The organism is Pseudomonas sp. NPDC088368, from assembly GCF_044753445.1.
Taxonomy (GTDB): domain Bacteria; phylum Pseudomonadota; class Gammaproteobacteria; order Pseudomonadales; family Pseudomonadaceae; genus Aquipseudomonas; species Aquipseudomonas bambusae.
In genome coordinates, this window is the sequence record NZ_JBIVNG010000010.1 from 105,516 (window position 1) to 116,401 (window position 10,886).

A 10,886-nucleotide genomic window follows, 5' to 3' on the forward strand; every position below is an offset into this window, starting at 1 on the left:
GATCTATTCCCGGGGAATAGCTTGATCTGTGTGCGAAGTGATTCCAGTGGAATCACCTTGGTCTATGTCAGTGGCATAGCTCAGATCTGTGTCCGAAGTGATTCCAGTGGAATCACCGCGACCTATGCCTGAGGCATAGCTCAGATCTGTGTCCGAAGTGATTCCAGTGGAATCACCGCGACCTATGCCTGAGGCATAGCTCAGATCTGTGTCCGGAGTGATGCCCGGGGCATCACCTCGATCTATTTCCGGGGAATAGCTTGATCTGTATTCGAAGTGATTCCAGTGGAATCACCTTGGTCTATGTCAGTGGCATAGCTCAGATCTGTGTCCGAAGTGATTCCAGTGGAATCACCGCGACCTATGCCTGAGGCATAGCTCAGATCTGTGTCCGAAGTGATTCCAGTGGAATCACCGCGTCCTATTCCCGGGGAATAGCTTGATCTGTGTCCGGAGAGATTCCCGGGGAATCACCTTGGTCTATGTCAGTGGCATAGCTCAGATCTGTGTCCGGAGTGATTCCAGCGGAATCACCTCGACCTATGCCCAAGGCATAACTCATTTCTGTGTCCAGAGTGTTGCCCGGGGCAACACTCCCAGCTAGTCCCGTGCAACACTCCGTAGTTGGGAAGGGGCTGACGAAAATCACGGCTTGGGCATCCTAGGGGCAACCATTTGCCGAATGCTTAGCATGTGGCTTCGCCCGTTCTCCAGGGAAGCTTCTGGTCTCGCGGGCTGTGCAGATCCTGCGGAGGATGAGCTGGGTTCCGGAACGCGTCTGCCTGTCTGGCTGATGTCTGGCCGGACCTGCGATGCAGATGTCGAGGCAACAGCACTGCCCGAGTCCTGGACCGATGGAGCTCGCCACTGCGTATTGAACTCACCCTTCATCGCCCGTTGGACGCAGCTGAGGAGATACCCGAATGAGTTTTTGACCGTCCCAGTGCTCACTCGATGACCCCATTGAATCAAGACAGATTGCTGGACGTGAGTTTCGAGCATGGACAGCGCCGTGGTGGCTCTCTGCTGCTGCTCTTGAGACATACGTCGAAACTGGTCAGGGACCAGCAGACCTGATGGTTCTTGCTCGCGCAGTACAGAGCTTTTAGATACAGAGGTATTTGTATTTGTATACGTACTATATGAGTTCGGATTCCGAACTGAGACCAAATCCGCCAGTTTTTGTCTGAGTTCGGATTCCGAACTCGGGTTCCCGAGAGAAGCTTTCGACTCTAAACCGCTGAGTTCGGAATCCGAACTGGGGTGTTCTGTGTTTTCAATGATCTGAGTTCGGATTCCGAACTCAGCTTCTAATGCGGTTGTTGGTGGCAGATGATCTGCAATGTCTCGATAGCTCAAGCGCTCCTCCATGACCTCCAAACGCGATGGAAGCGTGGAGGTCTGAAGGTTCGTATCAGACGCGACGTCATTGAATGCTCGCTCCGCGAGAAGTCTTACCGAACGGTTCGCGTGTTCCAGAGACTGGCCTATCAACAGCATGTAGTCGCGATCAATCTCCATGGCTTCGGCGCATCCGATTGGCTCGTCATGAAGGATGTAGACGTTGCCCTGTACGCGGCCACTGAGCGAATCCCTGACCCTACGGCCGAGGCTCAACCACCGGGTCAATCGCAATTTGGTCAGCGTTTTGGCGATCGTCTCTCTGGATGCCGGCGTGCTCGGCTCGCTGCCGAGGTAGGGGCGAAGTTGCTCATAGGTTGGGAAAGCTGTGAGTCCATCGCTATTGATCAGCAACCTGAAGACTTGCCACGCGTTGCGCTCGAGCGGCGATAGCCTGTCGTCCAGCAACAAGCGGCGAGGGACGGTTTCGTGCGGGTTTCCGCTGAACACAATCCCAGCGTACTGCTCATCATCGCCTCTGACAGACGGTGAGCTCTGAGCAGCGCTGGATTTGAGTAACTCTGCGGCTTTGTTTTGTTGCAGCACATGCTGTTGTAAAGCACCGGCAGCGGCATTGACTGCTCTGCCGAGTAGAGGCCGCCTCGACTGATTCATCACATGCGTTCGCCTTCTACCTTGCCCAAACTAATGCCTTTTTGCTTGTTAACCTGGCCTGAATTTTCCCTGCCGTTATTTTTCAACAGAACAAGGCTCGCTGGCTTCCGGGCTTGTCCTGCTGGGTAGAGACCTTCATTCAGCCATTGCTGAATTTTGCTCCAGACCAGCCCTAACGAAATTCGATCTCCTGCGGCTGGTGTGTCGGCATCCAGTGGCGCGTTGATCTCTTCTGTCAGAAGCATTGCAACGTCGAGCAATGCATTGGCGTCCAAGTGGTTTGCACCGTTCTCTTCCATAAGTTTCACGAATCGATGCCAGAGAGGGGTGTCATCAGGTAGATCCCGGTTCCGTCCTGGCTTTCCTGGCACACCAGCCATGATTCGCTGCATCGAGACTTCTTGGGGAGACATCCCAAAGAACTCTTGCAGCATTGGGGTCGTGGCACCGAGTCGAAGCGCACGCTGTACGATCCGCGCTTCTTCGTCACTTCGCTCTTTGTTAGAGAGCAAGCGCTTGACCATCTCTTGGTCCACGGCGACATGGCACCACGTGACGGAGGCATTGATCAGCACGCTCGCAGATCCTGGAATCTGGAGCAGATTCAATATTTCAGGATCAAGCCCCATTTCGAAGCACCGGCGAACTTCGCCATTGCGTAGTTGATGGAGTACCTGATCGATGATCGCTGCATTCAACGGATTTTGCTTTTTGGCCATGACAGCTCTCCCCGATACGTCAATGCCCGGATATTCATGGTCTGGGTTCGCTCGCGTCTTTCGATTCCAACTCGACCAGGCGACGGCCGAGGCGAATCAGCCGAAACAGCTTTACCGTTGCTGCGTCCGAAATGCGGCCAAGCATCGAAGGGGGGCATGTGTCGTAAGCCGGCTGGCCCATAAGCAGTTGGCCCAAGGCTGCCGTGAACTCGAACTCTGAGATGTTGAGCGGTTGATCTGGATCCGGTGTAGACAGCGCTATCGCGTACACACCGCTCAGCGCTTGCAACAGTGTGAGGGTGTTGATCGCGATGGGACTAAGTTCCATTTCTTCTGGTGGTTCGTTGCAGATGAACCCAATGCCGCCAGGTACCTCAACGACGTACGATCCCCCAAGCTCGGAAACCTCAGCGATTTCGCGTGCCAGTTGTGCAGACACTCGACGGAGCTCAGTTGGCCAATCAATCTCGCGCTCGATGTACCAGACGTCTGAAATTGGATGGAGCCCGCCTGCTTGCACTGGGATGGATATCAAGGCATTCGAGTTGAAGTCTGGGAGTGTTTCTCCGTCCAGCGCTGCTAGCTGCTGTTTAATGCCTTGGACTCGACTCGTCGTCGCCACCGGTGTCACAACATGGCCAGCAATTCGCTCAGCTTGCTCCTCTGGACTGAGTTTGGATTCAGTACGTAATTCCGAGGCAGTCGAGGTCGCGTCTATTTTTTGCGTTTTAGCGGGCTCGGGTTGTTTCGAAGGTTCGCGGCGAATCGGCGCGCCGCTTTGGTTGGTAGCTCCTGCATCGTTGGTTTGCTCATTCAGGTGCGCCGCTGAACCCTGTTCATTGGGAGGTGTGGCTGCATGGCTCTCTGTTTGAATCGGAGCCCGATTCTGGTAGACAGAAACCTCCAAGGGAGCCGAGCGCCGAGCGCGACCTTGGTGCTCGGTGATATCGAGCAGTACCTGTTCGTATGTCATCCTCGTGCCGGATTTCATCGTACCGATCAGTTCATCCTGGAACCGCTCAAACACAAACTCGGACGCATCGCTGTCGAATTGGCACAACACGTCCTGAAAGATGACCTCAAAATCGACAGGGTTTGTTGTCTGTTGCGAAATCCCCTCCCAAGTGAGGGCAGCACCCTTGCGCAAGGAAAGCAGTTTTTCGATCTGAGGCTTGCCTAAGCCGGAATACAGCGCTGTCGGAATCACCGGTAATAGTGTTCTTATCGCTTCCTGCATCTTACTGAGGTGGGATTGCGAGATCGGGTACCCATCAGCCTCCAATCGACGGGACAGTTCTCGTTGTGAAATCGGCTCCCCAGCTTCTTCTTCATATATCTGCCTTGCATGATCCACCCCTACAGCCCGCTCAATGAACATGAGCTGCCCTTGCAAATCGTTTTCAGCAAGGTGGCCAGTCAGGGCGATGATTTCGCCTCTCGCGCTATCCCAAGGGCGGAACAGCACGTTGATCTTGAAAAAACGCTCGTCTTTGGTTTCATTCCAGAGTTCTCTGAGAATCTGAAGACGAGTGTTTCCTCCGTTGCGAATGATGTACTTGAGCTGACCAGGACGCCGGGTAACCGGTGGTGGTTGATCGAGACCGCGAGCGCGGATGGAAGCCTTGAGCTCTTCGTATTTCGAGTTCGTCATCTTCCGAGGGTTGTGCTCGTAAGGGATCATCTCCTCGATCGTCAACACCATAGCCGTAGGTGCAATCGGATCTGCCAAGCGTTCGACTGATGGACCTGGTCGCGTAAACGAGCCCTGTAACAATTTTCCAGAAATTTCTTCTGGGGACATCGATTTGCCTGCCATGATCAAACCTCCTTACCGTGGGCGAGGTTAGCAACCGCGCCGCTGGCGTTTGAAAGGAGCGCATCGATTACAGCTTTGAGGCGTAGCACTTCGTCTTCGAGATCAAGAGTCGATCTCATGCGGTACACGATCTCCGCATTCATTGAGCGCCCGTGTTGTTTGGCGCGTTGAGCGATCCGGTCCCGCATCCCCACCGGAAAGCGAACCACGAATTTTTCATCAATAGGGCCATTCGATTGAGCAGCCAAAGGCGTGCATGCTTCAAGTTCGAGAGCCAGATGCTCCCCAGCATGAAGAGACCCGCGTCCCGAATTGGCGCTGTACGCCGGCATAGCAGTTTGGGGAGTGATCATTTTGTAGATCTCTTTTTGAGGAATGACTTCGTACGAAAGGGGATACGCTTTTCAACTGCCAAACGCCGGCAACGCTCCTCAGGCACCTTCAAAGCTTTTGCAGCTTCAGAAAGTGTTTTGCCGTCAGCAGAATGCTTTGCCAATTTTTCGACCAGTTCGGCATCATTTACTGGAGTCGGAGTGGGCTGAGATGGATCTCCTGCCGTTCTGATCTCATTGCCCGCTGCTAAAAACTCTGCAACCGCTTGATCGATGCGGGCTTGGTCCTGAGCACGGGCATTTGTGCCCGGGAGGTCATCATCGGTCGTATGAAAAGTGTGCATCACAACCCCCTCCGTTCAGTTCCAGTCGTCTTGTCGGTAAGCACGTCGAAAACGTTGCCAGCTTGGAGATGAACGATTTCGGCTTCCTGTAAGTCGCTGAAACGTTCGGCCAGATCAGCCAGAAAATGCCGGGTTGCCTCTCGAGTACCGGTAATACGAAAGGCCACCGTGCAGTGCTGAACTTCTGCATTGGGACGCAGTTGAGGCATCACTGTGGTTTGATAGCCTCTCGACTGGAGGTGATGTGGAACCCACATCGACCAGAAATAGCTGTTAAGAAGCGCACCCGGGACCAGAAGCTCGACGTCGACGGTCCCTTGGGCTGTCGGTGAGAAGGAGACGTACCCTAGATCGTTCAGATTCGAGAGCTCACCGGCTTGCCGCCTAGTGATGATGGTGGTGGTATGTCTGACTAGGCGCTGGATTGCTTGCGTTAACCCGTCCAGCTCATCCGCGTCGATGCCACGTTTCTGTGCGTGCGCAAAAACGGTATTGATGGGATTACTGCGAGCGTGCAGCGCAGGGAAGGGCTGGAGTGGTTGCGCATCGGGTAAGGCCTCAATATCGCCGCTGTGGCAATGGGGGCACGAAACAGCACGTCCTCGCTTTACTGCTGTCTCTGGGTGGTGCCGATGACAGTTAAGGCACTCGTGACTAATGAACAATTCTTGTGCTGGAAGGCTCATGTGTGCGCTCCTTGCCAATAGGCGGGAGAGAGGTTCTCGAAACGGGTTTGGTGTGGGATGAAAGCAGTACGAGCGGTGCCTAGAGGCCCGTTTCGTTGTTTACTGATGATGATTTCAGCAATGCCCTTGTGTTCGGTTTCCGGGTGATAGACCTCATCCCGGTAAACAAACATGATCACGTCAGCGTCCTGTTCGATAGAGCCCGACTCGCGCAGATCTGCGTTCATCGGACGCTTATTGGCGCGTTGCTCGAGGCTACGATTGAGCTGAGAAAGAGCCACAACTGGGCAGTCGAACTCTTTGGCCAATGCTTTAAGACCGCGAGTGATAACACCCACCTCGTTGTTTCGGTTCTCTGCACCAGGTGCTTCCATCAGTTGCAGATAGTCGATCATGATTAACGCCGGGGTGCCGTATTGACGGGCTCCCCGCCGAGCTCTAGACCTCATCTCTGAAGGCGAAAGCCCCGCTGTGTCATCAATAATCAATCGCGATCTGTAGGACTGAATGTGTGCAACAGCGCTTTGGAGTTTCGGCCAATCCTCATCCTCCAGCTTCCCTTCCATGAGCTTTTTCAAATCCAGACGCCCGATGATCGCCAGGAGGCGATAGATCAGCGAAGACGCTGGCATCTCCAAGCTGTAGATCTGTACGGTCTTGGTGGGGTCTTTGCGAAGTGCTGAGTCAACGAAGTTCAGAGCCAGGCTGGTTTTGCCCATCGAGGGGCGGGCTGCGAGGATAATGAGATCCGTGTCCTTGAACCCTCCGGTGAGTTGATCCAGATCCTCGATGCCTGAGGGAACTCCGTTGACGGCGTCTCCGCTATTGAAATTTCGGTCGATCTCATCAATGACGTTCAGCAACGTCTCATTGATGTCAACGAACTCCGATCGTTTCCGGCCTTGGCCCATATTGAACATCTGTTGCTCAATCGACTCCTGTACTGCTGCGGGGTCGGCTCGTTCTTCGGAAGCTTCTCTTGAACATTGATATCCGAAAGAGATGAGGCGGCGCAGATGAGCACGCTTGCTGACAATCTGAGCGTACGATTTGATGTTGGCCACAGACGGTGTGTTTTTTGCGAGATCCGCCAGATAGCCGAGCCCGCCCACCTGATCAGGGTGTTCGAGTGAGGCGGAAACCGTCACGACGTCGAATGGACTCGCACTTTGAGCCAGCGTTTCGATGCATTGGAAGATGAGCTTGTGATCTCTGCGAAAGAAATCCTCAGCTTTAACTTCATCAACGATCACGTCCCAGGCCTGATTATCAAGCATGAGCCCACCAAGGATGCCTTGCTCGGCTTCAATCGAGTGGGGAGGGGTGAACTCGGTAAGGCTCATGAGTTGGCTTCCAAACGATGAGTGCCGGAAGCATTTCCACCAACGGCCCGATGTAAGTACGCCGATGAGCCTTGTTCCCAGCCTGCAATCATCGAGCGTGAATCATGCCCGCGCACAGGAGTGGTCTTTGCCTTCTTGAACTCTAAGTTGGGGTGATGGAGCTCGAGGTAGGCTTTTATGGATCGGATGGCGTCCTCAGGCTGCTCATCAGAGAAGCGGGCGACAGTGCTATGCACTGCAGAGATCCAAGACTCAGCGAACAGCTGGCCACGTCGGCGTTTGGTAGACAGCTTGCACCGTGTTTGCGCCGCCACGTGTTCGCGGCGCGCCAACAGCAACTGTTGATGAAGTGCTGAGTAAGCATAGGCAGCAAGCTCGGGCGAAACTCCAACTCCGATGAACTTGAAGGAGTAGCTCTCTGCTGTTCCCCGATATGCCAGGTAGTCGCAGTCGAACGCCATCGCACATGTACCAGCCAAGCTGTGAAGCCATGAGGGAGGAGCGCGGCGTGTGCCAGTCGGTACGCTAATCGCAGAAACGAGCGATGCGCGGATCTCAAACTCTTCAAGCTGGTATTGTCTCCTCAGGCTGCGTGCCTGACGCAGTGCCGTCTCTGCCTCATTTGGGGACGCACCTTGCGCACGAGCCAACGCGAAGCATTTCGCGACTTTTTCAATGACACGAGCTCTGTCCATCACTCGTCCCTCGATCCGGTGAAGGACGTGGGCGGGACACAGACCAGGTACTCACCAAAGGTCATTACGCGTGCACGCAGTTTAGGGCTCAGTTCGTCAATGAGCTGCTTCAATTCTGCGAGATTGCTTTCAACTGGCGAGCTAGAATGCGCAGTGATGAATTGCTGAATTGATTGCTGGCAATCACTAAAAAGCTCGTGGAAGAAGTACTCCGCCCCGAAGTTCGCACTCAAGCCTTCTGCAAGTGTGCGCAAATGCTCATCGAAAGCAGCAGGTTGTTTTTCCGGCTTTAGCAACCCAAGCTGGTTCAGGCTCAGAGCAATGCAGAGGCCTGCCTCACGCTGCATAGAATTTTCATGCTGGACTGGAAAAAAGTGCTGGGCGAGTGCCCAACCTTCCGCTTGGCGCTCATGAAAGCGCTGCTCCAGAGCTTTTTCGTCTTGGAGCCTGCATTCCTTGGCGGTTTCGATTTTTTGGCTGACAGCCTGGATTACTTTGATCGATTTCTGCAGCAACGATCGCTCTTCGTCGGCCAGAACCTGACCCAGCGCATCGTGTTTGTCGCTCAGATTTGCGAGCACGCTTGCCGTGCGTGTGAGTTTCGTTTTCAAAACTCGCAGACTCGAGCTGCTGTATACCTGCTCCAAAGGAATGCTGGACTCAATGGATCGACTCGGCTTCATTTTTGAAAACCTCCCTTCACAAGAGCTTTAACGGTCTCCTCAGTGAGCATGTCAAACCGTTCTGCCCATTGCGGGAAGAGCTCGATCGCAAGATCCCGGATAACGTTGAGTGCGCTAGGTGCTTCGCGATTGGAAGGCTTTCGGTATTCAAGGTGGTGCGCAGGAAGGCCACGAGTCGCGGCGTCCCGGAAGGTAACCGAGGCAGGAATGGTGCTACGCAGCACATCAATTTCAGGGTGGCCGGCAAATGTTTGCCGGATTGATTGGTGAATCATCTTGGCATCGTTCGTCTGGTCCAGCGAGTTGATTACAACTTTCACTGGGGGCAATGGCAGGCCAAGACGCTCATAAGCGCGAAGGCCGTCCAGCATCTGAAGTGTCCCGCGGCTGAATTCACGGGCGGTAAGCATGTTTGGTTCAAGAGGAGATACCGCAAGATCCGATGCCAGCACGACCATTTCGAGCATCACGCTGCGCGCACCCTGTGTATCGATCAAGACGACATCAAACTGCCCCTCAAACGCCTTGAGTAATTCCGACAAACGTAACCGTCCATCAGGAGCTTGAAGCAGCAGGTTGATGAGCTGATTGTTTGGGTCGTTTGACAGAATCAGCGACAAATTCGGGATGATCGTGCGGGATATAACTTTTGGAGGATCTGTGATGTTCAGTGCGATGAGATCGTAGATGCCGCCTGTGGCCTCATGCGCGATGGCGTAATAGGACGACAGCGAGGGCTGAACTGGATCGAGGTCGATCAGGAGTGTCTTAAGGCCGGCGTCAGCACAGAGAGCCCCGAGGTTCGCGGCTACCGTGGTTTTGCCTGCTCCGCCCTTGGTAGAGATGATTGCGGTGATCATCATCCGCAGGACGTGGTGCTGAGTGAAAGAAAAATTTTGCGCCAATGTGTTTTGCATTCGTACCACCTCTAATGGAAGTCATTAGAGGCTGCGTAGCTGAATCTACATCCTTGATTCTTAAGCAAAAAGCTATCGTTTAGGCACTGCTAAAGCCAATTGTCTTTTAACCAATTGGTCGTAGGTTCGAATCCCACACGACCCACCATTTTTGGCCTGGCTTCATCGGGTTGAATCTTAGGGAGTGACGTCTGTTACGTCACCCGCTTCAGGAACACCTTACGGGGTGTTTCTCTGTTTCATCGGGGTATAGCGCAGTCCGGTAGCGCGCCTGCTTTGGGAGCAGGATGTCAGGAGTTCGAATCCCCTTACCCCGACCATTTTCGCCCCAGCAGCACCCGGGCAGAAAATCAGGCTCTGACGTCATCCGCGTCGAGCCAAAAAAAAAGCGTCCTTCGGGGCGCTTTTTTCGTTTCTGGCATTCCTGTTTCCCTTTCCCTTCTTGATGACGAAGCATCTCTGATGACAACGGCCGAATGGCCGATTTGAGCGCTTGTACGTTTACGCTATATGAAAATATATACAGCGATCGGTATCATGGGCACCCGTGTGACGCTGGGTAATCAAGGCCATCGCTCACGTTGGAAGGTGCGACGTGGATCGTCTGCGCCGTGCACACACCTCATAGAGAGACTGAGCCATGAGGCCGAACCTTAACGAGCGCATTTACCCTTACACCGCCTGGGTGCTAACCCGGAGCTTTGCTGTGCTTGAAGTCGAGCTCGCGGGTCCCACCGCTGACGGTCAGTACGAGCGAACGATCAAGGGCAAGTGGTACGCCCCAGACACACTTTTTGAGTCTCACGAGGCGGCGGTGGAAGCGGGACGTGCTCGTATTGACACGGCCCGCGCAGAGATTGCTCGTCGGGCTGCCGTGCTGGAAGAAAAGAGCGCGCTCCTCGATAAGATGTCCGGTCGCTAATCGTTGTCTACCGCAGGCCTGGCGCAATGTCAGGTCAGGGCCGACATAAAGTCGACCGTTCTTGCAGCCAATTATATAAGTTCAGATTAATTACGCCCCGGGCGATGAGCGGCAATAAGCTTCTCTTGAAGCTGTGTGAGAGGGCGTAGCATACAAACTGGCTCGATGTTTTTTAAATACGTAAGCCAAAATGCGTCTTTGTTTATCTGTATGATTTATAGAGGAATTTATATATTTTTTATTCATGTTTGTAATGCGCGTGAAACACTGCACACGAAAGTATTAATGCTATTTGAATACTGTCGCGCTTTGACATGAACTTGCTGGTCAACTAAATCTAACTGCGGACGCGGTGAGGATTCGCTTTTGTTGTTATGGGAAAGGCAGTTCCCATATAAAAGGATGTTGACGTG

General features: G+C 53.7%; 11 protein-coding genes and 1 tRNA gene. 2 read left to right on the forward strand and 10 right to left on the reverse strand.

From position 1 onward, the window contains the following. Positions 1 to 645: 645 nt before the first annotated feature. The 10 genes from ACIQAL_RS22280 to ACIQAL_RS22325 all read right to left on the reverse strand — a co-directional run bounded on the left by ACIQAL_RS22280 (position 646) and on the right by ACIQAL_RS22325 (position 9,497). Positions 646 to 2,016 carry an STY4528 family pathogenicity island replication protein gene (locus tag ACIQAL_RS22280; protein ID WP_401149815.1) on the reverse strand — a complete coding sequence of 457 codons (1,371 nt, stop codon included), beginning with the start codon at positions 2,014 to 2,016 and terminating at the stop codon, positions 646 to 648. After that, complete coding sequence (locus tag ACIQAL_RS22285; protein ID WP_401149575.1) at positions 2,016 to 2,735, reverse strand: STY4526/YPO1902 family pathogenicity island replication protein; 720 nt, start codon at positions 2,733 to 2,735, stop codon at positions 2,016 to 2,018. The genes ACIQAL_RS22280 and ACIQAL_RS22285 overlap by 1 nt, the downstream gene beginning before the upstream one ends. A 34-nt stretch (positions 2,736 to 2,769) precedes the next feature. Beyond that, positions 2,770 to 4,551 carry a ParB family protein gene (locus ACIQAL_RS22290; protein WP_401149578.1) on the reverse strand — a complete coding sequence of 594 codons (1,782 nt, stop codon included), beginning with the start codon at positions 4,549 to 4,551 and terminating at the stop codon, positions 2,770 to 2,772. A 2-nt stretch (positions 4,552 to 4,553) separates the two neighbouring features. Beyond that, positions 4,554 to 4,904 (reverse strand): Arc family DNA-binding protein, encoded by a 351-nt coding sequence (locus tag ACIQAL_RS22295; protein ID WP_401149580.1) that lies wholly within the window; start codon positions 4,902 to 4,904, stop codon positions 4,554 to 4,556. Next, entirely contained in the window at positions 4,901 to 5,227 is a 327-nt protein-coding gene (locus tag ACIQAL_RS22300; RefSeq protein WP_401149582.1) for a hypothetical protein, read from the reverse strand. Before ACIQAL_RS22300 ends, ACIQAL_RS22295 begins: the two co-directional genes overlap by 4 nt. Next, positions 5,227 to 5,913 (reverse strand): hypothetical protein, encoded by a 687-nt coding sequence (locus tag ACIQAL_RS22305; RefSeq protein WP_401149584.1) that lies wholly within the window; start codon positions 5,911 to 5,913, stop codon positions 5,227 to 5,229. The genes ACIQAL_RS22300 and ACIQAL_RS22305 overlap by 1 nt, the downstream gene beginning before the upstream one ends. Continuing rightward, entirely contained in the window at positions 5,910 to 7,256 is a 1,347-nt protein-coding gene (gene dnaB, locus ACIQAL_RS22310; protein WP_401149587.1) for a replicative DNA helicase, read from the reverse strand. Before dnaB ends, ACIQAL_RS22305 begins: the two co-directional genes overlap by 4 nt. Beyond that, a complete protein-coding gene (locus ACIQAL_RS22315) occupies positions 7,253 to 7,951 on the reverse strand; it encodes a DUF2786 domain-containing protein (protein ID WP_401149590.1) in 699 nt (232 codons plus the stop codon). Before ACIQAL_RS22315 ends, dnaB begins: the two co-directional genes overlap by 4 nt. Beyond that, positions 7,951 to 8,562, reverse strand: a complete 612-nt coding sequence (locus ACIQAL_RS22320) for a hypothetical protein (RefSeq protein ID WP_401149592.1) — start codon at positions 8,560 to 8,562, stop codon at positions 7,951 to 7,953. Before ACIQAL_RS22320 ends, ACIQAL_RS22315 begins: the two co-directional genes overlap by 1 nt. A 68-nt stretch (positions 8,563 to 8,630) precedes the next feature. Then, positions 8,631 to 9,497, reverse strand: coding sequence for a ParA family protein (locus ACIQAL_RS22325; RefSeq protein ID WP_401149816.1), 867 nt, complete (start codon positions 9,495 to 9,497; stop codon positions 8,631 to 8,633). A 297-nt stretch (positions 9,498 to 9,794) separates the two neighbouring features. On the opposite strand from ACIQAL_RS22325, the gene ACIQAL_RS22330 reads away from it, so the two are divergent. Both ACIQAL_RS22330 and ACIQAL_RS22335 read left to right on the forward strand, forming a co-directional pair. Then, positions 9,795 to 9,871, forward strand: a tRNA-Pro gene (locus ACIQAL_RS22330). A gap of 386 nt (positions 9,872 to 10,257) precedes the next feature. Next, positions 10,258 to 10,473 (forward strand): hypothetical protein, encoded by a 216-nt coding sequence (locus ACIQAL_RS22335; protein WP_166597121.1) that lies wholly within the window; start codon positions 10,258 to 10,260, stop codon positions 10,471 to 10,473. Positions 10,474 to 10,886: the final 413 nt, after the last annotated feature.

Bases quoted from the DNA above. Each gene is read 5' to 3' on its own strand.
- ACIQAL_RS22285 (WP_401149575.1), bottom strand. From the start codon at position 2,735: ATGGCCAAAAAGCAAAATCCGTTGAATGCAGCGATCATCGATCAGGTA.
- ACIQAL_RS22280 (WP_401149815.1), bottom strand. From the start codon at position 2,016: ATGAATCAGTCGAGGCGGCCTCTACTCGGCAGAGCAGTCAATGCCGCT.
- ACIQAL_RS22295 (WP_401149580.1), bottom strand. From the start codon at position 4,904: ATGATCACTCCCCAAACTGCTATGCCGGCGTACAGCGCCAATTCGGGA.
- ACIQAL_RS22300 (WP_401149582.1), bottom strand. From the start codon at position 5,227: ATGCACACTTTTCATACGACCGATGATGACCTCCCGGGCACAAATGCC.
- ACIQAL_RS22325 (WP_401149816.1), bottom strand. From the start codon at position 9,497: ATGATGATCACCGCAATCATCTCTACCAAGGGCGGAGCAGGCAAAACC.
- ACIQAL_RS22315 (WP_401149590.1), bottom strand. From the start codon at position 7,951: ATGGACAGAGCTCGTGTCATTGAAAAAGTCGCGAAATGCTTCGCGTTG.
- ACIQAL_RS22305 (WP_401149584.1), bottom strand. From the start codon at position 5,913: ATGAGCCTTCCAGCACAAGAATTGTTCATTAGTCACGAGTGCCTTAAC.
- ACIQAL_RS22290 (WP_401149578.1), bottom strand. From the start codon at position 4,551: ATGGCAGGCAAATCGATGTCCCCAGAAGAAATTTCTGGAAAATTGTTA.
- dnaB (WP_401149587.1), bottom strand. From the start codon at position 7,256: ATGAGCCTTACCGAGTTCACCCCTCCCCACTCGATTGAAGCCGAGCAA.